The following is a 26,516-nucleotide window of genomic DNA, read 5'->3' on the forward strand; positions in this document are numbered from 1 at the left end:
AAAAGAAAATCCCTTTTTAGCTTTCAATTGCATCAAATCGCTGTTATTTGAACTCCATATTCTTATCTTTGTTTTACTAAAAAAAGCAATAATAAAATTGAAAAAACGAAGAATCCATTACCTATTCCTGTTTCTTTGTGTCGTTTGCTGTGGAATTCTCTCCAGGAAAATTGCAGTAATTCCATTATGCTTCGGAGATGCCTTGTACGCCATAATGATGTATTTATTAGTCAGAATCCTGTTTTTAAACCAAAAAATCACTACTGCAGTACTTCTTTCATTGACTATTTGCTACAGCATAGAATTTTTTCAGCTTTATCAGGCAGATTGGATTATCGCGCTTAGAAAAACACTCTTTGGCAGATATGTACTGGGACAAGGTTTTTTATGGAGTGATCTTCTTGCCTATACCGTAGGAATTGCAATTGCTTTTATTGTCGAAAAATTTACCTTAAATTATACTACTTATGAAACTCGTTTTCGCATCAAACAACAAAAATAAAATCAAAGAAATACAAAGTATTCTCCCTGAAAGCATAAAAATAGTGAGCCTTGAAGATATTGGCTGTTTTGAAGAAATAGAAGAAACGGCAAATACGATTGAAGGAAATGCCATTTTGAAAGCTAATTACGTAACCCAAAAATACGGTTACGATTGTTTTGCAGACGATTCGGGTCTGGAGGTTACTGCTTTAAATGGTGAACCTGGCGTATATTCTGCCCGATATGCCGGCAGACAACGCAATGCCGATGACAATATGAATAAGCTATTAGATGCCTTAAAAGACCAGTCGGACCGCAGCGCCCAGTTCAAGACCGTTATTACCTTAAACTTAAACGGAGAACAGCATTTGTTTACCGGAATCGTAAAAGGGACTATTACTTTGGAAAAAACCGGAGATCAGGGTTTTGGCTATGATCCGATTTTTCAGCCTGAAAATTATACCCAGACATTTGCCGAATTACCCTTAGAAATCAAAAATAAAATAGGTCATCGCGGAAAAGCAACTCAGCAACTAATTGATTTTCTGAGTTCAGCCAAATAATTGTTTAAAATACAACATTTTAGAGTACAAAATTGATATTTCACGACGTTTTTTTTTTGAAAATTCTTCGATTTCCGATAAAAATGATTTTACATTAAACATAACTTTTTGATAATCAAATCATAACAAATACATAATTCTTAAAAGAGCATTAGTTTATCTGAATAATTAACAGTAATTTTGCACCCTATTTTAAATACACATATGAATAAATTTGAACAATTAGGATTGAATGAATCGTTACTGAAGGCGATTTTAGATCTAGGATTTGAAAATCCGTCAGAGGTACAGGAAAAGGCGATTCCCCTATTATTGGAAAAAGACACAGATATGGTTGCGTTGGCTCAGACAGGGACAGGGAAAACGGCAGCTTTCGGTTTTCCGCTAATTCAAAAAATTGATGCTGACAACAGAAATACACAGGCATTAGTTTTATCGCCAACACGAGAACTTTGTTTACAGATTACCAACGAACTTAAAAACTACGCAAAATACGAGAAAGGTATTAATGTTGTAGCAGTTTACGGCGGGGCTAGTATTACAGAGCAAGCCAGAGAAATAAAAAGAGGGGCACAAATTATTGTGGCTACTCCGGGAAGAATGCAAGACATGATTAACAGAGGATTGGTTAACATTAAAAACATAGATTACTGTGTGCTTGATGAGGCTGACGAAATGTTAAACATGGGATTTTATGACGATATCTGCGCGATCTTATCAGATACTCCAGATGAAAAAAGCACATGGTTGTTCTCTGCAACTATGCCACAAGAGGTTGCCAGAATTGCAAAACAATTTATGAGCGAACCTGTAGAAATTACAGTTGGAACAAAAAATTCAGGTTCAGCAACGGTTTCTCACGAATTTTACTTAGTAAATGCACGTGACCGTTATGAAGCTTTGAAACGTTTAGCCGATGCAAACCCGGATATTTTCTCTGTGGTTTTCTGTCGTACTAAAAGAGATACTCAGGCTGTAGCCGAAAAATTAATTGAAGATGGATACAGCGCTGCTGCCTTACACGGAGATTTATCTCAGGCGCAACGTGATGGTGTAATGAAATCTTTCCGTGGAAGACAAATTCAGATGCTTGTTGCTACTGACGTTGCTGCACGTGGTATTGACGTTGACAACGTAACACACGTTGTGAACTACCAATTGCCGGATGAAATCGAAACCTACAACCACCGTTCAGGTCGTACAGGTAGAGCAGGAAAATTAGGAACTTCTATTGTAATTGTTACAAAAAGTGAGTTGCGTAAAATTTCTTCTATCGAAAGAATCATCAAGCAAAAATTCGAAGAAAAATCTATTCCATCCGGAATTGAAATCTGCGAAATTCAATTGTTGCACTTAGCAAACAAAATTAAAGATACTGAAGTTGATCACGAAATTGACAACTATTTACCAGCAATCAACAATGTTCTTGAAGGTTTATCTAAAGAAGAACTGATTAAGAAAATGGTTTCAGTTGAATTTAACCGTTTCATCGCTTACTACAAAAAGAACAGAGATATTTCTTCTCAAGCTTCAGGAGAAAGACGCGACAGAAACGATTCTGAACCAAGAGAATTCAATAACAACGGAGCAGTTCGTTATTTTGTAAACATCGGTTCAAGAGATAATTTCGATTGGATGTCTCTTAAAGATTACTTAAAAGAAACATTAGACTTAGGTCGTGATGACGTTTTCAAGGTAGATGTAAAAGAAGGTTTCTCTTTCTTTAACACAGACCCTGAGCACACAGATAAAGTAATGGAAGTATTAAACAACGTACAATTAGAAGGACGTCGTATTAATGTTGAAATTTCTAAAAATGATGGTGGCGGAAGACGTGACCATAACGGACGCAGTGGTGGCGGACGTAGCTCTGGCGGACCAAGAAGAGAAGGAAGCTTTGCTCCAAGACGTGAAGGTTCTGGCGGTGGATTCAGAAGCGACAGAAACTCAGCTCCTAGAGAAGGTGGTTTCAGAAGCGACAGAAACTCTGCTCCAAGAAGAGAAGGTGGTTTCAGAAGCTCAGCTCCAAGAAACGAAGGCAGCTCAGACAGAGCTCCAAGACGTTCTGAAAGCTTTGGTGATTCACCAAGACCAAGAAGACCAAGAAGAGATTAATACTTTGATTTCTTAAAATATAAATCCCAAATTCCAGACATAATTGGAATTTGGGATTTTTTTATACGAGGAATCTTTCTCCTTAGCTCTTTTTAGTTAAATCCTAAAAGCAATCCTTTTTGCTTTGTTAATTTTCTTATAATTATATTCAAAGACTGCAAAATATTTAATCCCGATTCACTACTTTTAGTGCTTTAAATCAGGATATGAAATATTTCGCAGTTTTCTTTTTTACAATACTATCAGCCGTTGGTTTCGCACAAGACGCCGAGTCTACAGCACCACAGAGAGTTTCAGGTTACGTAATCAACGACAATACCAAACAGCCTCTTCCTAATGTAAATATCATCAACACCAACAAAGTACGCGGTGCAAAGTCTGATGCCAAAGGATATTTTGAAATCGATGTTCAGCTTAATGACACCATTCACTTCTCTATTTTAGGTTTTCAATCTTTAAGAATCAGAGTAACCAATGACTGGATTAAAAACAAAGTAACCCGCATTCAGCTGACCGAAAAAGCAATTGCACTGGAAGAAGTAATTATTGCTCCTTTTAACCTGACAGGCTATCTTGAGGTCGATTCAAAATTAATTCCAACCAAAGAAAATTATCGCTATAGTATTTCAGGCCTTACACAAGGTTACGAAGCGGGTGAATACTCACCAAATGCCTTTGGAAAAGTCCTGGGTTCTATTTTTAACCCTGCCGATATGCTTTACAATTTCTTTGGAAAAAATGGAAAAGAACTCAAGAAACTGAAAGAAATGCGAAAGGACGATACCGTTCGTAATTTACTGGAATCAAAATACGATCGTGAAACTGTCTCTGTACTTTTAGGCATTAGTAAAGACGAAATCCCTGAAATCCTGCAACGCTGTAACTATTCAGACTCTTTTATACAAACCGCAAATGATTTACAGATTATGGACGCTATTAGCGGATGTTACGAACAATATAAAGTACTAAAAAGGAATTAAACTCTACTTTTAAATCAAAATATACAAATCCTCAATCCGAAAGGTTGGGGATTTTTTTTCGCTTTTTTTGAAATAACAAGGTTGCAACCCTACTCTACATTTCAATACTTAGCATAAAATGTAGCGTTTGACATTTTTTTTGACTAAATTAGACAGCTTACTACTCTTGAGAATTCAGTTTCCAAAATATAACACCACCAATACCATGACTGATATTACACAGAAAATCCTAAATTTTATTGATCTCCAAAAAGGAGAAGAAAATAAAAAATCGGTAATAGAAAACATAACCAGTGCCATATCCTTTAGAGGATCCAACATCTGGATTCTTGCCTGCGCCATTATTATCGCCTCTGTAGGCTTAAATGTAAACTCTACGGCCGTTATCATAGGTGCTATGCTTATTTCTCCTTTAATGGGCCCTATTGTGGGTGCGGGTTTTGGTTTAGGGATGTATGATTTTGAGCTTCTGAAAAAATCAATGAAAAACCTGTTGATTGCAACAGTAGTGAGCTTAACAACCTCGGCGATTTATTTTTACATCAGTCCGTTCAAAGAAGCCCAGTCTGAGTTATTAGCCCGAACTTCTCCCAATATTTACGACATTTTAATTGCCTTTTTTGGCGGTTTAGTAGGTGTAATTGCCGTTACCAGAGTCGAGAAAGGAAATCCGATTCCGGGGGTAGCAATTGCAACCGCGCTTATGCCGCCGCTTTGCACAGCCGGTTACGGACTGGCACTGGGAAATTATACCTACTTTTTTGGTGCGCTTTATCTTTATACAATCAATTGCGTATTTATTTGTATTGCGACTTTTGTGATCGTAAAATTCTTAAACTATCCCGTTACCAAACAATTGGATTTACACCTGCAGAAGAGAGTAAAATATGGCATTACACTACTTATCTTGCTATTAATTGTACCGAGCATCTATTTTGCCTATCAATTGTACGTTCAAAAAAGCTATACTTCCAGAACCGAAATTTTTATACAAAACGAATTTCTCGATAAGGACTACCCTATTATTTACAAGAAAATCAAATACAACACTACTCCCAAAAGAATTGAACTGGCTTTTTTAGCCAAAAAATTCAACGATGAAGAAATTATTGATTTAAACAAAAAACTGAGCAATTACGACCTGCCTAACACCGAATTGATTATCAGACAGGATACTGTTAATTTAAGAAAAGACATTATGAATCAAATTAACAGCAATCAAAGTGTGGTTGATCAGAAAGATATCTTAATTAATACACTTCGAAGTCAATTAGAACAATACCAATTCAACACAACGCAGATCAATAACGAAGCTAAAATACTTTTCCCCGCTATTAGTTCCTTAAAAATTGGAAATTATAATATTGAAGGAGAATCTAATAAATCAAAGATAATCCCCGTAATTTTATTTCAAAGCAAGAAAAAAGTCGATTTAGAAACCAAACAAAAAATGAAATTATGGCTAAAAGAGCGACTTGCAAAAGATTCTGTTGAAGTATATCAGCAAAACAACTAATAAACAAATCATTAAAATAAAAAAATTATGTCAAAAGGTCAGGATTCTAAGAAAACAACAAAAAAAGAACCGTTAAAAACGGCTAAAGAGAAAAAAGAAGAAAAGAGGGAGAAGAAAAATGCTCCTAAGAGAGATTAGTTTTTAGTCGCAGTTTTCAGTCTCAGTGTACAGTCGCAGTTTTCAGTTCTTTAAGACTGAATACTGCGACTGCGACTGAATACTATTATTTAACCGGAATATTCGAAAGAATTTCTAAAACAAATTTCCAGTATTTCTGTGCTGATGAGATACTTGCTCTTTCGTCAGGAGAATGCGCACCGTGAATTGTTGGTCCAAAAGAAATCATATCCATGTCCGGATAATTTGTCCCTAAAATTCCGCACTCTAAACCTGCATGACAAGCTACTACTTTTGGTTTCTCATTATTTTGTTTTTCATAGATCCCAACCAAAGTGTCCAGGATTTCAGAATTAACATTTGGAGTCCAACCAGGATAAGAACCTGAAAGTTCTACTTCACAACCTACCAATTCGAAAGCAGAACGCAAAGCATTAGCCAAATCAAATTTTGAACTTTCAACAGAAGAACGCGTTAAACAACCAATTGTTATTTCGCCATCTTTTACAATTACTCTCGCAATGTTGTTGGACGTTTCTACTAAATCCTCCATATCAGCACTCATTCTGTAAACACCATTGTGAGCTGCATAAAGTGCACGAATAATACCTTCCTGAACTCCTAAATCCATTACTTTCTCAGGCAAATCGCATTTTACGATTTCGATCGATAAGTTAGGTTCAGTAGTTTTATATTCGGCTTTAATATCATTGATGATTTCCTGCATATCAAAAATGTAGGCTTCATCAAACATTTCAGAAATGATTACTTTTGCAACACTTTCTCTTGGTATCGCATTTCTCAAACTTCCTCCATTAATTTCAGCTACCTGCAATCCGAAGTTTTCAAAAGCATCAAACAACAAACGATTCATAATTTTATTAGCATTACCTAATCCTTTATGAATATCCATTCCCGAGTGCCCTCCATTAAGTCCTTTCACCGTAATGATATGACCTACCGATCCTTCAGGAACTTCTTCTTCATTGTAAGTTCTTGTAGCCGTTACATCAATTCCTCCTGCACAACCAATATCAATTTCATCATCCTCTTCTGTATCTAAGTTTAAAAGAATCTGCCCTTGCAAAATACCTCCTTTAAGGTTTAAAGCCCCAGTCATTCCGGTTTCTTCATCAATTGTAAACAAAGCTTCGATTGCCGGATGCGGAATATCTTTACTTTCCAAAATCGCCATAATTGTCGCTACCCCAAGTCCGTTATCAGCACCAAGTGTAGTCCCGCGCGCACGAACCCAGTCACCATCCACATACATGTCAATTCCTTGTGTATCGAAATCAAAAACAGTGTCTGCATTTTTCTGGTGCACCATATCAAGATGCCCCTGCATTACAATTGCCTTGCGGTTTTCCATTCCCGGAGTTGCCGGTTTTCTGATGATTACATTTCGAATTTCGTCTTCAAAAGTTTCTAAACCTAAGCTGTTTCCAAAGTCTTTCATAAATTCAATTACACGCTCTTCTTTCTTTGACGGACGCGGAACGGCATTTAAATCGGCAAACTTATTCCATAGTGCCTTTGGTTCCAGATTTCTTATTTCCTGACTCATTATATTTTGTTTGTAGTTTAACAATTAAGAGTCCCAAAGTTACAAAGTTTAAATGCTTTTTTCGTCACAAATTTCATAAATTAGCAGTAATCTTATGTGTAAAAAACAAATTGCGCAAAACGCTTCTTTTTTAGTTCTAATATTGTATTTATATTTACGTATCCAAATTTAAAATTGTGAAATCAAAATACATCTTACCTCTATTTCTACTTGTTCAGATTGTTCTTTTAAAGCTTCTCTCCTGCTTTCCGAAATTTATTGAAGAGGTTTACAGTAACGGATTGTATTTAAAAATCGCATCGTTTTCGAGAATCCTTTTAGGCAAAATTCCTTTTTCTATTGGAGATATCATCTACTCTATTTTGATTTTATTTTTGATGAAATGGATCTGGAAAACCCGTAAAACCTGGAAACAGCAATGGAAAGATCATCTTTTAAAGGCTTTAAGTATACTCTCGATATTTTACTTTTTCTTCCACCTGCTTTGGGCACTGAATTATTACAGGGAACCTCTTTTCGAAAAAATGAAGATCCAAAAAGAATATACCGATGCCGAATTACTGTCTTTTACCAAAAGACTAATTGTAAAAACAAACGAAATTCAGTTTCAGATTACCAAAAACAACAATTCAAAGATTGTCTTCCCCTACTCTCAAAAGGAGGCTTTTAAAATGAATTTAAACGGATATGAAAATCTGGCCAAAGAACATTCTTATTTCAAATACGAAATTCCCAGTGTCAAAAAATCGCTTTTTAGTCTTCCTTTGACTTATATGGGGTTTGGAGGTTATTTAAATCCATTCACCAATGAAGCACAGGTAAATGATTTACTGCCCATGTATAATTTCCCGGTAACAACTTGTCATGAAATGGCACATCAAATGGGTTATGCAAGCGAGAGTGAGTGCAATTTTATTGGCGTACTGGCCTCTGTTAAAAACGATAATTTGTATTACCAATATTCCGGCTATAGCTTTGCACTACGGTATTGTTTAGGAATCTGGCAGGTTAAAAACGAAACTATTTTTAAACAGTTAAAAAAACAAACCCATCCCGGAATTTTAAAAAACTATCAGGAAAGTCAGGATTTCTGGAAACAATACGATACTTTTATAGATAAAGGATTTCATATTTTTTATGACAATTTTTTAAAGATCAACCATCAAAAAGACGGTTTGGAGGGGTATAGTAAATTTGTAGATTTGATGGTGAATTACTATAAAACCAGAGCGTTATAAACGTTTATCGCGAATTAGGTTAAAATTGCTGATATAAATTACACGGATTTTTAATCTGTGGCAGAAAAAAAATAATCGTAAGCTGTAACAAAATAGCTTTCAGTACTACTAATCATTTTATGAGCGAAAATCTAGAACAGTCATTTGTTGCGCAACTGCAGGCAAATCAGAATATAATCCACAAAATATGTCGATTATATACTGCCGGCGAAGATGCTCACAAAGATTTGTTTCAGGAAATCACCATTCAGCTCTGGAAAGCATATCCAAAATTTAGAGGCGACAGCAAGTTTTCGACCTGGACGTATCGTGTTGCCTTAAATACTGCCATAACCCTATACCGAAAAACGAAACGAACCGTATCGACCGTAGAATATGAAAGTCATCAGCATTTTATAAAAGATGTCGATTACAATTATGAAGAAGAAGAACAGATTAAATTGATGTACAAAGCCGTTTATCAGCTTAATGACATCGAAAAAGCATTAGTTTTTATGTATTTAGAAGACAAAGATTATCAAGAAATAGCAGAAACCTTAGGAATCAGCGAAGTGAATGCTCGTGTGAAAATGAACCGAATTAAAGGGAAACTTAAAAAAATACTAAATCCTTAAAAATTATTATGAAAGAACTGGATTTATTAAAAAAAGACTGGCAAAAGAACTCGGATTCTTTTGAACAAATATCGGAAAAGGAAATCTACAAAATGATTCACAAAAAATCATCTTCGATCGTGAAGTGGATTTTAATTATTAGCATTTTGGAGGTTCTGTTCTGGACGCTATCAAACTACTTCTCTAATGTCGACGCCGATTTAAAGCGAATGAATCATCCTGAGATTATTCTCTTTATGGATATTTTGATGTATTTCAATTATGTTGTGATTTTTGTTTTTATTTTCTTTTTCTATAAAAACTACAAAACCATCACCACTACGGTTTCTACTAAATTGTTAATGAGCAGTATATTGAAAACCCGAAAAACAGTTCAATATTATGTTTGGTACAATTTAGGCATGCTTGTCGTTTCGTCTATACTCAGCTTTTTCATCGGGTATGTTTACAACCCCGATATGGCACTGATTAGAGAAAAACTGGCCTTAAACGGAAAAGCAATGCTGTTTTCGATTGGCGCGATGGTATTACTTACGGTAGTGCTTTTTGGAATGTTCTGGTGCATCTACAGATTGCTTTACGGAACTTTATTGCGCAGGTTGTACGCCAATTATAAGGAGTTGAAGAAAATTGATTTTTAACGAGAGGTACTGAGATGCTAAGATTCTAAGGCGCTAAGGTTCTAAGAAACTAAGTTTATTTTGAAACCTGAAACCTGAAACAAAAAAAAAAACAATCTAAAATCAGAAATCTAAAATTACTAGTAGTCCCATCTTCTCATTTTATTCAGTTCTTCCTCTACTTTAATTTCTTCAGCCGGAATAACTTTTAAAAATGAAGGATGTTGTTCGATCGCATATTCTACTTTTTCAACGATTTCTTCGATGGTATCGTTTTCATAGTCAATATCAAGAGGCTCTTTGATGATAAACGATTGCAGGATTCCTTTCTTCTTCATTCGCAGTCCTTTTTTATCAAACGAACGACGGAAACCATCTATAACGATCGGAATTACAACAGGTTTGTGTTGTTTTATGATATGCGCTGTCCCTTTACGAACAGGTTTAAACGATTTAGTTGTTCCCTGCGGAAATGTAATTACCCAGCCATCTTCAAGTGCAATTTTGATGTTTTCAGTATCGTTTGGATTAACATCGCGTTTTTCTGTAACATCAACACCTTTTGCACGCCAGGTTCTCTCGACCGTAATTGCCCCAACATAAGCCAGAATTCTTGGCAATAAACCCGCCTGCATGGTTTCTTTGGCAGCAACATAATAAATATTCATCTTCGGCTGCCACAAATAACCAATATTCTTAATGGTATCCTGACGTCCGCTTAAACTTGCGTTAAACACATGAAACATGGCTACAACATCGGCAAAATAGGTTTGGTGATTTGATATAAACAAAACATTTGTATCTGGCAGTGTTTTAATGATTTCAGATCCTTCAATCTGCAATTCATTAAAACCTCTATATCTTTGGTGAGTCATGGCACCCAAAATACGGATCAACCATTTCTTGATGAATAATATATGTCCAAAAGGATTTCGTTTAAACAATCCCATAGCTGTCAAATGTATTTTTTTGTTAGGACGCAAACATACAAAATTTATTCTTTTAGCGATAGTATAATACAATTTCGAAAATAAACTGCTATAACTATGAATATCAAATTGTTAATTTTTACTTTTTATGTCTTGTCTCCAAAAGTCATTTTTAAAACATCTCTCAGTTCACTCAATATCATGGCCGTCGCTCCCCAAACAATATGATTTTGGATGTTAAATGCCGGAACTAAAGCATCATTGGCATAAGAAGTTGATAATGTGACTTCGATCACAATTTCGTCATTCAGAAAAACCGATAGTGGTAATTCTATGATATCGGCTACTTCTCTGATATCCGGATAAAACAAAAGTTCCTCTTCGGAAATCCCTAAAAAAGGATGTACCAAAAAATTACTTGGCGGAATATACATGGGCGTAAAGTGTTTGATTACCTTTATTTTTTCGGGTACAACACCTACTTCTTCGTGAGTTTCCCGCAAAGCTGTCTTTTCATAATCGGCATCAGTCAATTCGTATTTCCCTCCAGGGAATGCAATTTGTGACGAATGAACTCCATTATAGGCATTTCGGACGATCAGTACCAAATGTGTTTTTCCGTTTTTGGGGTAAAACAACATCATAACGGCCGCAATACGCGGATTTTTATCTTTTAAGTCAAGATTCTTTAAGGCTTCGAGGCGTTCTTTTGGAGCCATTTTACTATGTGCCGACTCCGCCGGCAATACTACCGGTATTAAATCAGGAACATATTGCAAAAAATCTTGAAAATCCATAAGCAAAGTTTATTTTTGTACTTTTAAATAAAATATAAATATAGTCCAGAAAACGCGGTTCTACAAGTTTTCTAAAATCAAGACCTAAAAATGTACAGTAAAGAAGAATCACAAAAGATAAAAAGAGAATTCTGGGTAGCATTCGCTGAAAAATATCCTCGTAAATGGGTACTTTATGATACCAAAATTAAAGATTTCTCTTTTAAATTTTATGTTGATAATAAAAAAGCACAGGTTTTAATCGATATTGAACACCGAAGTGATGAAAAACGAAATGCTTATTTTGAAAAAATTGAAGCGTTGAAAAGTATTTTGGAAGAAGAATTTATTAAAGATTTGGTTTTCGAACAAAACTACACCCTCGAAAGCGGCAAAACGATTAGCCGAATCTGGGTCGAAAAATTAGGTATAGGTTTCAGCAACCGAAACAACTGGGATGCCATTTTTGATTTCTTCAACGAAAACATGCATGCTCTTGAGATGTTTTACTTAGAGTATGACGAATTTATTAAAGATATTGAGTCTTAAGGAAAGATACTAAGGCGCTGAGACGCTAAGGTTCTAAGGTTTTTAAATAATAAACCCGACAGGTTTTTAAAGTCAGTCGGGTTTATTATTTTCTTTCCTTTATGATGATTTCTATATCCCTAGTTTCTGAAAAAGAAGTATTAAAATAAAAATGATAACAAGCCTGTAATAATTGTTCCAGCCTTCTTTCTTTTTTTGATCCTTAGAGGCATTTTGGTTGTATTTATACCATAAATATCCATTGTATACTAAGATCAACACATAAAGCCCTATTAGCAAATTACTCCAAATCATAATGTGTTCCTCCCCTCTTTTAATATTGTTTTACTATGGAACTGTTCCATAACTCAAATTTATATCATTACATAAATTTGTCTTATCCAAAAAACGGGTAATTCATACATCTTTTTCTCATACACAAAGGACAATCAATACATTACGCAAACTGATTAATATTTAAGAAGTGCATCAACTAATGATCCGGGATATTACCAACAAATGTACTACTACAGCCCATTCATCTAAAATTAAACCCGACAGGTTTTTAAAACCTGTCGGGTTTGAATATAGTAATTTCGAAAAAAACGTGTTATTTACATCCTTAAAACTACACGCTAAAAATATTATAAACAATAATACGGTCGTCGTAGTTGATATAAAGCTGTTTACGGAAATCCTGTTTTTTTCGGGTGATGATCGATAGCTTACAGGCCGTACCATCATTGTCTTTACACATAAAAGAATACACAATATCGGTATCGTTTTCTTCGCGTTCGATATAATCTAAAATACTAAAAAGCTGAATTTCCTGCGAATAAACCACAATTCTGTGTTTATTAGTATCCAGAATCACCGACAAATTGACCAAATCAAGATCAGACCACTCTCCCCATTTTCCTTTTTCATTCTTTTCTAAGACACTAAAACCTGAAGTTTTAAATTGATAAGACTGACTATAAGCTTGCTGTAAACCAAGTCCGAAAAAAAGTAAAAATATAAAAGTGCGTGTAGGTTTCATGTTGTAGTTCTTGGGGGGTAATTTAGAATTCAAATTTAACCTTTTCCTCGCAGGCAGCTTCAAAATCGGACATCATTTGTTGAATAATTTTCTCGACGGGCAAAATTTCATGAATTAATCCTGCGACTTGCCCTATTTCGAGTTCTCCCTCTTCAAGATCTCCTTCAAACATTCCTTTTTTTGCTCTTGCTCTGCCTAAAAGCGCTACCAAATCTTCTTTTGAAGGACATTGCTCATACAATTCCTGAACATCCTGATAGAATTTGTTTTTAACCAATCGAACCGGAGCCAGTTCTTTTAGCGTCAATTGTGTATCGCCTTCTTTAACCTTAAGAATAGTGTCTTTGAAATTATCATGAGCCGAAGATTCTACCGAAGCAGCAAAACGGCTTCCCACCTGAACACCATCGGCACCCAGAATCATAGTAGCCAGCATTCCTCTGCCTGTTGCAATTCCTCCGGCGGCAATAACTGGTATCTGAATTTTTTCTTTAACCATTGGGATTAAAGTCAGCGTTGTCGTTTCATCACGTCCATTGTGCCCGCCTGCCTCAAATCCTTCAGCAACAATAGCATCAACTCCTGCCTCTTGGGCTTTTAAAGCAAAAATACTGCTGCTGACTACATGTACTACTGTAATTCCTTTTTCTTTTAAAAAAGAGGTCCAGGTTTTTGGGTTTCCGGCAGAAGTGAAAACAATTTTCACCCCTTCTTCAACCACAATATTCATAATTTCTTCGATATTGGGATACAGCATCGGAATGTTAACACCAAAAGGTTTACTGGTTGCTTTTTGACATTTCTGAATGTGCTGGCGTAATACTTCAGGATACATCGAACCTGCTCCAATTAAGCCCAAACCTCCTGCATTACTTACTGCAGCTGCTAATTTATAACCACTGTTCCAAATCATTCCTCCCTGAATAATTGGATATTTAATATCAAAAAGTTGTGTAATTCTGTTCATTCAAAAATGTAATTATTGTTTGATTATCTTTCCTGTTTTATGAAGTCCATTAGCCTCAAAAGTATAAAAATAGAGCCCGCTTTTTAACGCTTCAACAGAAAGAATTGGATTTTGATTGGTAATTTGTTTTTCGATTAGCTTTTGTCCTAAAACCGAGTAAATGGAAACAAAAGCGGTATTGTTTTCAAACAAAAAAGAAAGTGTTGTTTGAGTAGGATTTGGAAATACAGAAAACCCAGTATCTAAAGACTCGAAATTCTCTACTCCTAAGCTGGCTCCAAAATTTGGAATACCATAACCATAATTGTTATTGGGTGCAGCATATCGATCGGAAGACTGCAAAATCATTTGTCGAATCTCTTTATTGGTTTTGGATGGAAAAGCCTGCCACAAACAAGCAATCATCCCGGCCATTATTGGACAGGAAAATGAAGTACCGTCTATCGTAATTATGTTTCCTGCAGTATCAGACACAACAGCAGCAGTTCCCTGCGCCATAACTTCCGGTTTAATCCTTCCGTCATAACTTGGTCCGATCGAACTAAAACCGGATTTTACTTTTGAAGCTGTGACAGATCCTACAGTAATTACCGAAACGGCATCTGCCGGTCCGCCAATATGAGGTTCTGAACTAACTCCTTCATTTCCTGCCGAAGCTACAACGATTATACCTTTACTAAAAGCCAGTTCGGCACCACGGGAGATAAAATTAGTTGTACCATTCATATCACTATAAGTATGAGTATAACTGGCATTATCAAACTCAAAATAGCCCAGCGAAGTTGTTATAATATCAGCTCCTACACGATCCGCTTCTTCTGCTGCTTCTACCCAATAGGATTCTTCAACAGGGTTTTCGGTAGGATCATATTCTGTAATGAATAAATAGTACGAAGCATCGGGAGCAGTACCCACTAAGGAATTTTCTTTATAACCGCCCATCGTTGAAAGTACCATTGTTCCATGACTATCCCCTGTATAAAAATTGGCATTTTTATTCACGAAATCATAACCTCCTAATATCTGATGGTTATCGATTAGTTTCTTAAAAGGTAAAGCGGTATTAACGCCCGGAAAACCGGCATCTAAAACGGCAATTATTTTTCCGGAACCTGTTTTATTCTGTTGATGTAAAACCTTTCCGTTTAACATCTCGATCTGATTTCCAGAAGAGCCGTAGGCATAATCGGTTTTCGATTTACGTTTGTCTTTTACGGGAGTAACCTGATTTTCTGTAATTTTTTTAGAAGTGGTATTCAGATTTTTATTGGCAAAAGTTACCTTATCTACAAATGACAACAATTTAAGTGCTAAGATATCAGATTGAGTTCCCCTGATATGAAGTGCATTTAACCATTTTGATTTTGCCATTATAGTAATCCCGGCGCTCGATCTAATCTGATTGATATAAGTCTCCTCTACAGGTGCATCGGTGACATCTAAGGCAATGTTTTGACTGGCTCTCCGATCTAGTGCGCGTTGTGTCAAGATTGAAAGAGGAGCATCTAAAGACGCTTGTGCATTTGGTTTATTTTTAAAATAGACCCATGCATCTTCCTGCGAAAACATCGCAGTAGATAAAATCAACAATAAAAACACAAAATAATGCTTCATGATTACTTTTTTAAAGGTGAAACCTCCGTAAAAAAGTATAAAGCTAAGAAATTACTCCCGAACCAACTAATTCATTCTCTAAATACCAGGCAACAAACTGTCCTTCTGTGATGGCAGACTGAGGTTCTTCGAAACTTACGTACATTCCGTTTTCAAATTGATGCAGAATTGCTTTCTGTAACGGCTGACGGTAACGTATTCTTGCCATTACTTCCATTTTCTCCCCTTCATTCAATTTCAAATCTTCACGAACCCAGTGTACTTCGGAGTTTCCAACAAACAATGCTTTTTTAAACAAACCAGGATGATTGCTTGTTAAACCGGTATAAATGGTATTGGTATCAACATCTGTTGCAATTACAAATAACGGATCTGTAGTACCGCCCACATTTAATCCTTTTCTTTGACCGTTTGTAAAATAATGTGCTCCCTGATGTTTGCCCATTACTTTACCCATTGTTGGAAGATAATCCAGTTTTTGAGAATCGATTTTTAATTCGTCTTCCAGAGAAATTCCTTCCGGCTTTTTGATAGTATAAATAGGATCATTTTTGTCAATTTGAACAATAAGACCTTCTTTAGGCTGCAATTTTTGCTGTAAAAATTCCGGTAAACGTACTTTTCCGATGAAACAAAGTCCTTGAGAATCTTTCTTTTCGGCAGTAACCAATTCCATTTCAGCAGCAATTTCACGCACTTCCGGTTTTGTCAAAGCTCCAATTGGGAACAAAGCTTTTGATAGTTGTTCCTGAGACAACTGGCATAAAAAGTACGACTGATCTTTGTTAACATCATTTCCGGCAATCAATTGATAAACCGTTTTTCCGTTCACTTCAATTTCACTTTTCTGGCAGTAATGCCCAGTCGCAACATAATCGGCTCCAAGGCTTAGAGCGATTTTCATAAAAACATCGAATTTAATTTCGCGGTTACAAAGTACGTCAGGATTTGGAGTTCTCCCTTTTTCGTATTCGTTGAACATATAATCAACAATTTTTTCTTTGTATTCTTCGCTTAAATCAACGGTTTGAAACGGTATACCTAATTTTTCGGCTACCAACAATGCATCGTTGCTGTCTTCTAACCATGGGCATTCATTAGAAATCGTAACCGAATCATCGTGCCAGTTCTTCATAAAAAGGCCAATAACTTCATATCCTTGCTGCTGCAATAAATAAGCCGCAACACTTGAATCTACTCCTCCGGAAAGTCCAACAACTACACGTTTCATTCTAAATCGTTTATATTTTTACAAGAGTGCAAAGATAAGCCCTATTTTTGAAAATTGCAGCAGTTTTGATTAGTTTATACAATGCCGTTGTAAATAAAACTTATTGTCCCTTTTACAAGCTTTGTAGGCGAATAAACTGATCACTTAGAAATCTGGGATACTGTATTAAAAAAATCTTTTTCAGAATATTTATGGTAACTAAACTTATTCCGTTTTACGTTTAGAATCTGCCTGATAACTACTTTTAGGATCACTCATGTTTACTTCTTTGGTCAGCTTTCCTTTTAGGTAAAATTGCCACATGCCGGCCTTTTTGCCTTTTAGAAATTTTCCTTTAGAAGCTACGACACCATCAGAATCGTAAAAAACAGCATCGCCATTGTATTCATTATTCTTAAATGTACTTTGCTCCAGAAGAATACCGTTTTGCCCGTACTTCTTATAAATCCCCTCTTTAAGACCGTCTTTATACGTCATCTCTTCGGCAATTTTAGCATCCGGATAATAAACTGTTCTTGCTCCTTCCAATTTTCCGCCTTTATATTTTTCAAGCGTCATAAGGGCTTTCGAAGCTTTATGGTAATACTTCCAGTCTCCTTCACGCGATTTACCGATTTCTTTTCCTTCGCTTACTTTATTCTTGTTCTGATCGTAAAAGATGGTGTACGAACTTCCGTCATTTGCCGTAAAATCACGGGTTGCGATAACGTCTCCTTTTTTGGTATCATCAAAAAATTTAAATACACCCGTTTCTTTTCCGTGATTGAAGGTTCCTTCGTAACGAGGTCGTTTCGAAACTTCATAAGTTCCTTTCCAAATCCCGTCTTTTTTCCCGCTGGCATCTGATTTATTAACCTCTTGCGCTACGACAAAAACGGTATTTAAAAAAAGTAATCCGATTATTATTTTTCTCAAAATCATATTTATATTTCATTTTTAACTTTAACGATAATGGCTTGGATAAAGTATATCTGAGGTATAAAAAAATCCCGATAAATCGAGATTTTTTTAGTATTGTTATTTCTTTTTATTCTGAGCTTTCGCAGCTTCCTGCTGTTCCATTACTTCCTGAAGACGTTGTTGAAACTTGCTTTGCTTTTTAGGCTCTTTTAATTTATTTTCTTGAATCTGAGCGTGAATTTTATCTGTATCCACGATGTAGTTTTTAATGACAAACATAATTCCAATTGTAATTAAGTTCGAAATAAAGTTGTACAAACTCAAACCTGCTCCATAACTATTAAAGAAGATCAACATCATTAACGGTGAAACATAAATCATGATTTTCATCATTTTTGCCATATCTGGCATACCTTCTTGTTGAGGAGCTGCCATTTGCTGGTCTCCTGAAGTCATTTTCATATAGAAGAAAATCGCAATTGCTGCCAGGATTGGAAACAAACTGATATGATCTCCATACAATGGAATGCTAAATGGTAATTTCACTACCGCATCAAAAGAAGACAAATCGTCTGCCCAAAGGAATCCTTTTTGTCTTAACTCAAAGGCAGATGGGAAGAACTGGAATGACGCATACATAAACGGAAGCTGAATCAATGCCGGAATACATCCTGCCATTGGGTTTACCCCTGCTTTGTTGTACAGTTTCATGGTTTCCTGTTGTTTCTTCATTGGGTCTTTTTTGAATTTTTCTCCCAATTCTGTAATCTCCGGACGTAAAACTTTCATTTTAGCCTGTGACAGGAATGACTTATACGTAATTGGCGACATGGCCAATTTGATAATGATCGTAAAGATGATAATCGCAATTCCTAATGACAATCCGATTGTAGAGCTTAAGAATCCAAACAATGGAATGAAAATCCATTTGTTGATCCATCCAAAAATTCCCCAACCTAATGGAATAATTTTTTCGAAGTTTTTATCGTAAGATTTTAAAACTTTGTAATCAGCCGGCCCAAAATACCAACTCATTTTATAATCAACTTCTCCGTTAGTAAATGCTAAAGGAACGTTTGCTTTAAATTGTTTTGTGAAAATAGTATCGATTTTTTCATCTTTTACTAAATTTTCAGAAACTAAATGCGCTTTTTCAAAAGAGGTATTTGTTTGTAAAATTGTAGTAAAAAAGTGCTGTTTAAAAGCAACATAATCCACTTTTTCAGGATTTTCTTCTTTAAGAGTCCCCTGTCCTACATAACTTTCTTTACCATCCTGATAGCTATAGTAAATTTCAGCATAACGGTTTTCATAAGAAATACTTTTCTCATTTCTGAACGTTCTCAAATTCCATTGTAAATCTAATGGTTTAGAAGAATTTAAAACTTTATTCAATCCTTGAGAATGAATATCAAAACCAACTAAATAATCGTTTGGTTTTAATACATATTTATACTCCAAAAATTCATTCGCACCCGCTTTCAAACGCATCGTCAAGATTTGATCCGCACCGTTTTTAGTCAGCGTTGGCTCAAAATAAAGATCTTTAGAATTTAAAGTTCTGTTATCAGTCGTTTGTAACTGAATGTTTAGGTTCGAATTATTGTCTTTAATTAATTCTACTAATTGTCCGGAATTTTTCTCAAATCTTTTAAATTCTTTCAAAGTAGCTTCAACTACATAACCACCTTTGTTAGCGATTTTTAGTTTAATCTTTTCGTTTTCAATAGTTGTAAAACCTTCTTTAGCAGAAGGAAGTGTAGCCGAATAAGCGAAACCACCTAATGTTTTTTGCAATTGCGCCAGCTGAACTGTGTCTCCAGGAGTTGCTGCGGCAGCCACCGGTAAAACAGCTGTTTTTGTTTTATCCGCTTTCGCTTGTGCTTCTTGTTTGGCAACTAGTTCTTTCTTTGCTTTTTCAGCAGCAATCTCTTTATCAGAAGGCTGATTTTGGTACATAATCCAAATCAAAATTCCAAATATCAATACAAAACCAATGATTGAATTAAGATCAAATTTTTTTTCTTCCATTATAGTTTAAAAAGTTATTCGTTAAAAAGGTATTAGTAATGAGTTGAACTCAAAAGTTACACTTTTCAGAATATTAATTATTATTTTTTATGCGCATTCACTGCAGCAGCCACAAAGTTTACAAAAATCGGATGTGGATTTGCTACTGTACTTTTGTATTCAGGATGGTATTGTACACCAATGAAAAACGGGTGGTTTTCTAGTTCTACAATTTCTACCAAACCTGTATCCGGGTTCACCCCTGATGCTTTTAAACCTGCATTTTGCAATTCGTCAGCATATTTGTTGTTGTATTCGTAACGGTGACGGTGACGCTCTGAAATTGTTTTTTCTCCGTAAATTTTATACGCCAGCGTATTTGGTTTGATATCACATTTCCAAGCTCCCAAACGCATAGTTCCACCTTTGTCGGTCACTGTTTTTTGCTCTTCCATTAAGTTCACTACCGGATGAGGCGTTTTATCATTCATTTCCGTAGAGTTTGCCTCTTTGTAACCTAAAATATTTCTTGAATATTCGATTATAGACATTTGCATTCCCAAACAAATTCCGAAAAACGGAATGTTGTTTTCACGTACGTAACGAACAGCTTCAATTTTTCCTTCAATACCTCTTTCTCCAAATCCAGGAGCAACTAAAACGCCATCCAGGCCTTCTAATTTTTCTTTGATATTTTCAGCATTAATGTGTTCTGAATGTATCGAAATCACATTTACTTTGGTTTCATTTGCAGCACCTGCATGTATGAACGCTTCTAAAATAGATTTGTAACAGTCCTGCATTTCTACATATTTTCCAACCAGACCAATGTTTACGGTATGTTTTGGATTTTTTAATCGGCGTAAAAAAGTATTCCAGTTTTTAAGATCCGGTAATGCTTTTTTAGGCAAATCTAATTTTTTCAAAGCTACTACATCTAATCCTTCTTCAAGCATTAAATTTGGAACTTCGTATATGGTTGAAGCGTCAATAGACTGAATTACCGCTTCTTTTTTAACATTACAAAACAAGGCCAGTTTCTGACGTAATTCCTGAGACAATTCATGCTCGGTTCTACAAACCAAAATATCTGCTTTGATACCACTTTCCATCAAAGTTTTCACAGAGTGTTGCGTTGGTTTTGTTTTCAACTCACCCGCAGCAGCCAAATAAGGAACTAATGTCAAATGAATCACAATTCCATTATTCTCACCCAGTTCCCAAACTAACTGACGAACAGATTCAATATAAGGTAAGGATTCGATATCACCAACAGTTCCACCGATTTCAGTAATTACAATGTCATAATCGCCGGATTTACCCAACAATTGCATTCTGTCTTTGATTTCGTTTGTGATATGAGGAACTACCTGAACTGTTTTTCCTAAAAACTCCCCTCTTCTTTCTTTTTCGATTACCGAAAGATAAACTCTTCCTGTTGTAACGTTATTCGCCTGAGAAGTTGGAACATTAAGAAAACGCTCATAATGACCTAAATCTAAATCTGTTTCAGCACCATCATCTGTTACATAACATTCTCCGTGCTCGTATGGATTCAACGTACCCGGATCCACATTGATATACGGATCAAATTTTTGAATAGTTGTACGGTATCCTCTTCCTTGTAACAATTTTGCTAAAGATGCCGCGATAATACCTTTTCCTAATGAAGAAGTCACACCGCCTGTAACAAAAATATATTTTGTTTGATTCATTCTGTTGTTGTTTGTATTGTAGTTGTGTAAAAAACTTGGCAAAAGTACAAATTTAATTAGATAATTTGTTAATTAGAGAATGAGATAATTTTTAAATTTTTAAGCACATTTTATTTTAAATGCTTTAGCAATCAATTCTATTATCAAAATGAATGTTTTTTATCACTATTAACTAAAAATCGATAAGTAAAACTCAAAAATACAGCCTAATTAATTTCTAGTAAGGAAGTATCAAATTATAAAAACAGAAAAGAAAAGAAATTACGCTTAGCGAAATATCAAAGATTAATACTCTTTTAAATATGGGGAAAGAAATGATGCAATTGATAAAAAATCTCGCAACAAGCTGAAACAAAAAGAAACTAAAAATTTTTATGCTAAATGGATTGTACAGAATTGCTTCCCGAAAATGAAATCTAAGTATTTGAGAAAAAGCCCTTGTAAGTCCGCTGCTTTTGCAATAGATCAACGGCAATCCGTCGCAGGATGAACGCAAACCAAAATTTAAATAGGGAAGAAAAAAGCAATAAAAAAAGACAAACATAATGATGAAGATCAAAATTACGTTTATCTTTTTATAAGAATCAATTTCTTGATAAATTGACATTTACTCTATATATTATTTTACAGTATCTTCAATTGTAGTAGTATCTACCTGCACCTCTAAATCTAAAGAATCAGCCGTTTTTATTTGTTCCACCTTAACCGAATCTAAAGCTCTTTCGATTTCATCCTTATGTTCTAAAGCAAGAGAACCTATTGAGCCAACAAAAATAGCAACCCAAATAATAACAAAAACTGTTGCTGCGATTCCCAAATACAAACCAGCTTTTGGTAAAGAAGTCGATGCATTTTCTTTTTTTGCCTGATTTAAACCAATCGCTCCAAATACAATTGCAAGAATTCCAAATAAAACTGCAATAAAACCAAAGCAGGGAATAAAAGCTGCTAATACACCGATAATACCAAAAATTAAAGCGATAATACCTAATGACTGGCCAGCATTTGAAGAAGGTAAATTATTTTCCATAAAAAATTGTTTTTGTTAGTTCTGACAAAAATAGAAAACGACTTACACAAACGATAACTACCCAGTCTAAGTTATCAACAATTAAATTAACCTTCTTTTTCTGAATTTGAGAAATCAACATTTGAATTAAAAGAAAAAGATATTTCTTGCTACTTCAAAGGTTTTGGGTATTGCTTTTTAATGTTACGGATCAATTCTTCGAGTCCGTTCAGTTTTAACTCGTAAACAAGCGCTAATTGCTGTCCAAGCTCTCCTTTTGGAAATCCTTTATTCTGATACCAAACGACATAATATTCGGGTAAATCAATTAAAAACCAGCCTTCGTATTTTCCGAATGGCATTTTGGTATGGGCTAATTTTATGAGCAGTTTTTTGTCTGGTTCCATGTTTTTTTTAAAAGAAAAAAGAAGCAAGAGGAAAGAATATAGACTCATTCTCTTCTCTTGCTTCTTGTTGCGCAAAGCTATTATTATTTTTTTTCTTTTGCCACAGATTGAAAAATAGTTTTCAGTCTCGGTTATCAGTCACAGTAAGTTTGAAACTGAGACTGTAAACTGCGACTGATAACTAAAACCTTAGCACCTCAGAACCTTAGCCCCTTCTTAATAATGCCATCTTACAAAAGCTTCCATTGCAGCGTAAGTCGCTAAACCTAACTGTTGGTACAAAGCAGCTGTTTCGGCATTTCTGTCTTCAGCTCTTTGCCAAAATTCTCTGGCATCAGTTCCCTGGAAAACAACACCGTCTTTTTGAGATTGGTGTTTGAAGATTCCGTGACGTTTTGCCAATACCTGATCCGGGCTCATTGGTACCGCCATTTCAACTTCATCAATTCCCCATTCCTGCCATGCTCCTCGGTACAACCACAACCAGCAATCATCCATAAACGATTTTGGTTTTAGTGCTTTTACCGCTTCGAAAATAGCGTCCAAACAAACCTTATGTGTTCCGTGCGGATCTGCTAAATCTCCTGCAGCATAAATTTGGTGCGGCTTAATTTTTTCAATTAAGTCCATCGTTAACTGAATATCTTCTTTTCCAATTGGTTTTTTCTCAATTGTTCCGGTTTCATAGAATGGCAATTCCATAAAATGAATCTGATCATCGGTTAAACCTACAAAATGACTGGTCGCTCTCGCCTCTCCTTTTCTGATTAATCCTTTGATGTAACGAACTTCAGGAATATCAATTTCGCTGTTCTTTTTATTGGTTAAAAAAGTCGCTGCTTTTTGGTAAATATTGTCTGCTTCGGCACTTTTGATTCCGAATTTTTCATTGTAATCAATTACGAATCTTGCAAAACGCAAAGCTTCATCATCGGCTACAGCAATATTTCCGGAGGTTTGATACGCCACGTGTACCTCATGTCCCTGCTCCTGCAAACGCATGAAAGTTCCTCCCATACTGATGATATCGTCATCCGGGTGCGGACTAAAAATCAATACACGTTTTTTAGCAGGTTCTGCTCTTTCAGGACGATTGGTATCATCGGCATTTGGTTTACCTCCCGGCCATCCTGTAATTGTATTTTGTAATTTATTGAATATCTTGATATTGATGTCGTATGCCGGACCTGAATCAGCCAATAAATCGCTCATTCCGTTTTCGATATAATCGGCATCAGTAAGCATTAAAATTGGCTTTTTAAGCTGTAATGCTAATCCTAAAACCGCTTTACGGGTCAATTTATCGGTCCAGATTACTTTTTCTACCAACCAAGGTTTGTTGATTCTGGTTAGTTTTGAAGACGCCTCTTTGTCTAAAACAAAAACAGCGTTGTTGTGTTCCTGTAAAAACGAAGCCGGTACGCGGTTGGTCACTTCATCTTCGACTGATTTTTTTACAATGTTCGCTTTTCCTTCTCCCCAAGCCAGTAAAATTACCTGTTTGGCTTCCATGATCTTTTTTACTCCAAGTGTAATCGCTGTTCTTGGCGTATTGCTCAATCCGAAAAAGTCTTTACTTGCTGCTACTCTGGTAATATGATCTAAAGCCACCAAACGTGTTTTAGAGTTTTGTAACGATCCCGATTCATTAAAACCAATATGTCCGTTACCTCCAATTCCAAGAATCTGCAAATCGATTCCGCCAAGTGCTTCGATTTTTGCTTCATAATCGTGGCAATAATCCGCGATTTGCTCTTTTGTTAAAAGTCCGTCCGGAACGTGGTAATTTTCAGGTAAAATATCGACATGATCAAACAGCAATTCATTCATAAAACGAACATAACTGTTGATTGAATTAGGCTCCATTGGATAATATTCATCCAAATTGAAACTAATTACGTTTTTAAAACTCAAGCCTTCTTCTTTATGTAAACGTACCAGTTCAGCATATAATCCTTTTGGAGAAGAACCTGTTGCCAGACCTAAAATACAAGGTTTATTTTCTTTTTGCTTGGATTGAATTAAAGCCGCAATTTCCTGAGCTACTGCTTTTGACGCATCGCCAGAATTTTCAAAAACAACTGTATTGATGTTTTCGAATCGTTTCTCGAACCCCGTTGCTTTGTCGATTTTACTTTTTAACATGATATAGTCTTTTTAATTTTTCTCGTTACTCCTTACCAGCTTCGATACTTATGTCCTTTTACTGCATAAAAAAGAATCATTACATACGATGGTAACAGCATTAAATACGCAATTTGATTCCCGCTTTTTGAAACTCCAACGGTACCATTTGCGATATTTGATGCATTTATATTTTCTGTGATTATTCCATAGAACAAAGGAAAAATTGCTCCTCCAATAATTCCCATAATCAATATTGCACTTCCAATTTTGGTATAACCTCCTAAGTCCTCTAATGCCATTGGCCAAATTGCCGGCCAGCAAAGTGCATTTGCCAGACCCAACAACGCTACCAAAAGGATGACCACCGGCAGACTTGGGATTCCAGGCAGCTGAATCATAATTTTTGGCGAAATCAAAACGATTGCCAATACTAAAATTATACCCAGAACTCCCGACCCTTTCAAGGCTGTTACCTGCGAAATATATTTTGGAATTAATGTAATCCCCAGTATATATCCCACAACCATTGCCGACATGGTAAACGAGGTTAATTTTAAATAAAAATTCCCTTCGGTTCCATATACGCCCAGTTGTTTTCCGAATCCTCCAATAGAATCTCCGGCTAAAACTTCGGCTGCTAAATACAGCATCAAAGTGATTACTCCTAAAACCAACTGCGGGCGTCTGAAGGCATTTCTAATTTGCTTAAAAATACTCAAATGGGCCACATTTCCTTCTTCATCCAGATCAATTTCCGGAAGCGGAGACAGTTTTACCAAAAGTGCTAAAACCATTATAATCAATCCCATATAAAGATAGGGTCTTTGCAATTGTAATGCAAGAGAATTTAAAGCATTTGTTTTGGAAACACTATCCAAAAGCGCAATTTTATCTGCTGTAAACTCCTGCATGTTTGACAATACCAAAGCCGTTAAGATCAATGGTGCTACAAAACCTGCCAGTTTATTTGCAATTCCCAGTACGCTAATTCTCGCTGCTGCACTTTCTCTTGGACCGATCACTACCACATACGGATTGGAAGCTGTCTGCAAAATAGCCAAGCCCGTTCCCATGATAAATAAGGCAATTAAAAACAATAAAAAAGTTCGGCTTTCGGCGGCCGGATAAAACATAAATGCTCCGGCTGCAATTATTAGTAATCCTAAAGAAATACCATTTTTATAGCCTACTTTTTCAATTACCCAGGACGATGGAACTGCCATTACAAAATAGGCAATATAAAAAGCAAAAGTTACAAAATAAGCCTGAGAAGAAGACAACTCGCACGCTAATTCGAAAAAAGGAATTAAAGGTCCGTTTAACCAGGTGACAAATCCCAATATAAAAAATAATGCGGTCAGGATAATCATCGGAATGATCGAACTCCTCTTTTCTATAGGTATTGCAGTCTCAATTTTTGACATAATTTTATTGGTTGATAGTTAATAGAT

At 35.6% G+C, this 26,516-nt stretch carries 24 protein-coding genes; 9 read left to right on the forward strand and 15 right to left on the reverse strand.

From position 1 onward, the window contains the following. The first annotated feature begins 97 nt into the window (after window positions 1-97). The 5 genes from ACN1CN_RS03995 to ACN1CN_RS04015 all read left to right on the forward strand — a co-directional run bounded on the left by ACN1CN_RS03995 (window position 98) and on the right by ACN1CN_RS04015 (window position 5,657). On the forward strand, window positions 98-502 hold the full coding sequence (locus ACN1CN_RS03995) for a DUF2809 domain-containing protein (RefSeq protein WP_419134729.1): 405 nt from the start codon (window positions 98-100) through the stop codon (window positions 500-502). Then, window positions 468-1,046 (forward strand): non-canonical purine NTP diphosphatase, encoded by a 579-nt coding sequence (locus tag ACN1CN_RS04000; RefSeq protein WP_419134730.1) that lies wholly within the window; start codon window positions 468-470, stop codon window positions 1,044-1,046. Before ACN1CN_RS03995 ends, ACN1CN_RS04000 begins: the two co-directional genes overlap by 35 nt. A 204-nt stretch (window positions 1,047-1,250) precedes the next feature. Continuing rightward, entirely contained in the window at window positions 1,251-3,161 is a 1,911-nt protein-coding gene (locus ACN1CN_RS04005; protein WP_291287588.1) for a DEAD/DEAH box helicase, read from the forward strand. A 206-nt stretch (window positions 3,162-3,367) separates the two neighbouring features. Continuing rightward, the gene (locus tag ACN1CN_RS04010; protein WP_419134731.1) at window positions 3,368-4,141 is read left to right on the forward strand and encodes a carboxypeptidase-like regulatory domain-containing protein; all 774 of its coding nucleotides are present in this window, start codon (window positions 3,368-3,370) and stop codon (window positions 4,139-4,141) included. Window positions 4,142-4,346: 205 nt separating this feature from the next. Beyond that, window positions 4,347-5,657: a DUF389 domain-containing protein gene (locus tag ACN1CN_RS04015; RefSeq protein WP_419134764.1), complete on the forward strand. Its 1,311-nt coding sequence runs from the start codon at window positions 4,347-4,349 to the stop codon at window positions 5,655-5,657. Window positions 5,658-5,880: 223 nt separating this feature from the next. Here the strand turns inward: ACN1CN_RS04015 and ACN1CN_RS04020 are convergent, their stop codons facing one another. Further along, window positions 5,881-7,341, reverse strand: coding sequence for an aminoacyl-histidine dipeptidase (locus ACN1CN_RS04020; protein ID WP_419134732.1), 1,461 nt, complete (start codon window positions 7,339-7,341; stop codon window positions 5,881-5,883). Window positions 7,342-7,517: 176 nt separating this feature from the next. Here ACN1CN_RS04020 and ACN1CN_RS04025 point away from each other — a divergent pair, with 176 nt between their 5' ends. The 3 genes from ACN1CN_RS04025 to ACN1CN_RS04035 all read left to right on the forward strand — a co-directional run bounded on the left by ACN1CN_RS04025 (window position 7,518) and on the right by ACN1CN_RS04035 (window position 9,834). Then, complete coding sequence (locus tag ACN1CN_RS04025) at window positions 7,518-8,579, forward strand: DUF3810 domain-containing protein (RefSeq protein ID WP_419134733.1); 1,062 nt, start codon at window positions 7,518-7,520, stop codon at window positions 8,577-8,579. A gap of 119 nt (window positions 8,580-8,698) precedes the next feature. After that, complete coding sequence (locus ACN1CN_RS04030) at window positions 8,699-9,193, forward strand: RNA polymerase sigma factor (protein WP_089481356.1); 495 nt, start codon at window positions 8,699-8,701, stop codon at window positions 9,191-9,193. Window positions 9,194-9,201: 8 nt separating this feature from the next. After that, window positions 9,202-9,834, forward strand: coding sequence for a hypothetical protein (locus ACN1CN_RS04035; RefSeq protein WP_264523395.1), 633 nt, complete (start codon window positions 9,202-9,204; stop codon window positions 9,832-9,834). Window positions 9,835-9,953: 119 nt separating this feature from the next. Here the strand turns inward: ACN1CN_RS04035 and ACN1CN_RS04040 are convergent, their stop codons facing one another. Together ACN1CN_RS04040 and ACN1CN_RS04045 are read right to left on the reverse strand one after the other, a co-directional pair. After that, complete coding sequence (locus tag ACN1CN_RS04040; protein ID WP_419134765.1) at window positions 9,954-10,763, reverse strand: lysophospholipid acyltransferase family protein; 810 nt, start codon at window positions 10,761-10,763, stop codon at window positions 9,954-9,956. A 125-nt stretch (window positions 10,764-10,888) separates the two neighbouring features. Beyond that, complete coding sequence (locus tag ACN1CN_RS04045) at window positions 10,889-11,539, reverse strand: NUDIX hydrolase (RefSeq protein ID WP_419134734.1); 651 nt, start codon at window positions 11,537-11,539, stop codon at window positions 10,889-10,891. A gap of 90 nt (window positions 11,540-11,629) precedes the next feature. Between ACN1CN_RS04045 and ACN1CN_RS04050 the strand changes: the two genes are divergently transcribed. After that, window positions 11,630-12,067, forward strand: coding sequence for a DUF4268 domain-containing protein (locus tag ACN1CN_RS04050; protein ID WP_264523392.1), 438 nt, complete (start codon window positions 11,630-11,632; stop codon window positions 12,065-12,067). A 607-nt stretch (window positions 12,068-12,674) separates the two neighbouring features. Here the strand turns inward: ACN1CN_RS04050 and ACN1CN_RS04055 are convergent. From ACN1CN_RS04055 to ACN1CN_RS04110, 12 genes are all read right to left on the reverse strand, one after another. Then, window positions 12,675-13,085 (reverse strand): hypothetical protein, encoded by a 411-nt coding sequence (locus ACN1CN_RS04055; protein WP_291287585.1) that lies wholly within the window; start codon window positions 13,083-13,085, stop codon window positions 12,675-12,677. A 22-nt stretch (window positions 13,086-13,107) separates the two neighbouring features. Continuing rightward, a complete protein-coding gene (locus ACN1CN_RS04060) occupies window positions 13,108-14,052 on the reverse strand; it encodes an NAD(P)H-dependent flavin oxidoreductase (RefSeq protein WP_419134735.1) in 945 nt (314 codons plus the stop codon). 12 nt (window positions 14,053-14,064) lie between these two features. After that, entirely contained in the window at window positions 14,065-15,666 is a 1,602-nt protein-coding gene (locus ACN1CN_RS04065) for a S8 family serine peptidase (RefSeq protein WP_419134736.1), read from the reverse strand. Between the two features lie 43 nt (window positions 15,667-15,709). Then, window positions 15,710-16,897 (reverse strand): tRNA 2-thiouridine(34) synthase MnmA, encoded by a 1,188-nt coding sequence (mnmA, locus tag ACN1CN_RS04070; RefSeq protein WP_419134737.1) that lies wholly within the window; start codon window positions 16,895-16,897, stop codon window positions 15,710-15,712. 204 nt (window positions 16,898-17,101) lie between these two features. Continuing rightward, window positions 17,102-17,818: a toxin-antitoxin system YwqK family antitoxin gene (locus ACN1CN_RS04075; protein WP_419134738.1), complete on the reverse strand. Its 717-nt coding sequence runs from the start codon at window positions 17,816-17,818 to the stop codon at window positions 17,102-17,104. A gap of 96 nt (window positions 17,819-17,914) precedes the next feature. Continuing rightward, the gene (gene yidC / locus ACN1CN_RS04080; protein ID WP_291287580.1) at window positions 17,915-19,828 is read right to left on the reverse strand and encodes a membrane protein insertase YidC; all 1,914 of its coding nucleotides are present in this window, start codon (window positions 19,826-19,828) and stop codon (window positions 17,915-17,917) included. Between the two features lie 80 nt (window positions 19,829-19,908). Continuing rightward, window positions 19,909-21,522 carry a CTP synthase gene (locus ACN1CN_RS04085; protein WP_291287579.1) on the reverse strand — a complete coding sequence of 538 codons (1,614 nt, stop codon included), beginning with the start codon at window positions 21,520-21,522 and terminating at the stop codon, window positions 19,909-19,911. A gap of 217 nt (window positions 21,523-21,739) precedes the next feature. Then, window positions 21,740-22,129 carry a DUF2752 domain-containing protein gene (locus tag ACN1CN_RS04090; protein ID WP_419134739.1) on the reverse strand — a complete coding sequence of 130 codons (390 nt, stop codon included), beginning with the start codon at window positions 22,127-22,129 and terminating at the stop codon, window positions 21,740-21,742. 12 nt (window positions 22,130-22,141) lie between these two features. Continuing rightward, window positions 22,142-22,552, reverse strand: coding sequence for a hypothetical protein (locus tag ACN1CN_RS04095; protein ID WP_419134740.1), 411 nt, complete (start codon window positions 22,550-22,552; stop codon window positions 22,142-22,144). Window positions 22,553-22,701: 149 nt separating this feature from the next. Next, a complete protein-coding gene (locus ACN1CN_RS04100) occupies window positions 22,702-22,938 on the reverse strand; it encodes a DUF3820 family protein (RefSeq protein ID WP_099711497.1) in 237 nt (78 codons plus the stop codon). 216 nt (window positions 22,939-23,154) lie between these two features. Next, window positions 23,155-25,083, reverse strand: coding sequence for a glucosamine-6-phosphate deaminase (gene nagB / locus ACN1CN_RS04105; protein WP_264523382.1), 1,929 nt, complete (start codon window positions 25,081-25,083; stop codon window positions 23,155-23,157). Window positions 25,084-25,115: 32 nt separating this feature from the next. Continuing rightward, complete coding sequence (locus tag ACN1CN_RS04110; RefSeq protein WP_419134741.1) at window positions 25,116-26,489, reverse strand: sugar MFS transporter; 1,374 nt, start codon at window positions 26,487-26,489, stop codon at window positions 25,116-25,118. Between the last annotated feature and the right edge of the window lie 27 nt (window positions 26,490-26,516).

The organism is Flavobacterium sp. T12S277 (assembly GCF_048514875.1).
Classification (GTDB): domain Bacteria; phylum Bacteroidota; class Bacteroidia; order Flavobacteriales; family Flavobacteriaceae; genus Flavobacterium.

Bases quoted from the DNA above. Each gene is read 5' to 3' on its own strand.
- ACN1CN_RS04000 (WP_419134730.1), top strand. From the start codon at position 468: ATGAAACTCGTTTTCGCATCAAACAACAAAAATAAAATCAAAGAAATA.
- ACN1CN_RS04005 (WP_291287588.1), top strand. From the start codon at position 1,251: ATGAATAAATTTGAACAATTAGGATTGAATGAATCGTTACTGAAGGCG.
- ACN1CN_RS04010 (WP_419134731.1), top strand. From the start codon at position 3,368: ATGAAATATTTCGCAGTTTTCTTTTTTACAATACTATCAGCCGTTGGT.
- ACN1CN_RS04015 (WP_419134764.1), top strand. From the start codon at position 4,347: ATGACTGATATTACACAGAAAATCCTAAATTTTATTGATCTCCAAAAA.
- ACN1CN_RS04020 (WP_419134732.1), bottom strand. From the start codon at position 7,341: ATGAGTCAGGAAATAAGAAATCTGGAACCAAAGGCACTATGGAATAAG.
- ACN1CN_RS04030 (WP_089481356.1), top strand. From the start codon at position 8,699: ATGAGCGAAAATCTAGAACAGTCATTTGTTGCGCAACTGCAGGCAAAT.
- ACN1CN_RS04035 (WP_264523395.1), top strand. From the start codon at position 9,202: ATGAAAGAACTGGATTTATTAAAAAAAGACTGGCAAAAGAACTCGGAT.
- ACN1CN_RS04040 (WP_419134765.1), bottom strand. From the start codon at position 10,763: ATGGGATTGTTTAAACGAAATCCTTTTGGACATATATTATTCATCAAG.
- ACN1CN_RS04045 (WP_419134734.1), bottom strand. From the start codon at position 11,539: ATGGATTTTCAAGATTTTTTGCAATATGTTCCTGATTTAATACCGGTA.
- ACN1CN_RS04050 (WP_264523392.1), top strand. From the start codon at position 11,630: ATGTACAGTAAAGAAGAATCACAAAAGATAAAAAGAGAATTCTGGGTA.
- ACN1CN_RS04055 (WP_291287585.1), bottom strand. From the start codon at position 13,085: ATGAAACCTACACGCACTTTTATATTTTTACTTTTTTTCGGACTTGGT.
- ACN1CN_RS04060 (WP_419134735.1), bottom strand. From the start codon at position 14,052: ATGAACAGAATTACACAACTTTTTGATATTAAATATCCAATTATTCAG.
- ACN1CN_RS04065 (WP_419134736.1), bottom strand. From the start codon at position 15,666: ATGAAGCATTATTTTGTGTTTTTATTGTTGATTTTATCTACTGCGATG.
- mnmA (WP_419134737.1), bottom strand. From the start codon at position 16,897: ATGAAACGTGTAGTTGTTGGACTTTCCGGAGGAGTAGATTCAAGTGTT.
- ACN1CN_RS04075 (WP_419134738.1), bottom strand. From the start codon at position 17,818: ATGATTTTGAGAAAAATAATAATCGGATTACTTTTTTTAAATACCGTT.
- yidC (WP_291287580.1), bottom strand. From the start codon at position 19,828: ATGGAAGAAAAAAAATTTGATCTTAATTCAATCATTGGTTTTGTATTG.
- ACN1CN_RS04085 (WP_291287579.1), bottom strand. From the start codon at position 21,522: ATGAATCAAACAAAATATATTTTTGTTACAGGCGGTGTGACTTCTTCA.
- ACN1CN_RS04090 (WP_419134739.1), bottom strand. From the start codon at position 22,129: ATGTCAATTTATCAAGAAATTGATTCTTATAAAAAGATAAACGTAATT.
- ACN1CN_RS04095 (WP_419134740.1), bottom strand. From the start codon at position 22,552: ATGGAAAATAATTTACCTTCTTCAAATGCTGGCCAGTCATTAGGTATT.
- ACN1CN_RS04100 (WP_099711497.1), bottom strand. From the start codon at position 22,938: ATGGAACCAGACAAAAAACTGCTCATAAAATTAGCCCATACCAAAATG.
- nagB (WP_264523382.1), bottom strand. From the start codon at position 25,083: ATGTTAAAAAGTAAAATCGACAAAGCAACGGGGTTCGAGAAACGATTC.
- ACN1CN_RS04110 (WP_419134741.1), bottom strand. From the start codon at position 26,489: ATGTCAAAAATTGAGACTGCAATACCTATAGAAAAGAGGAGTTCGATC.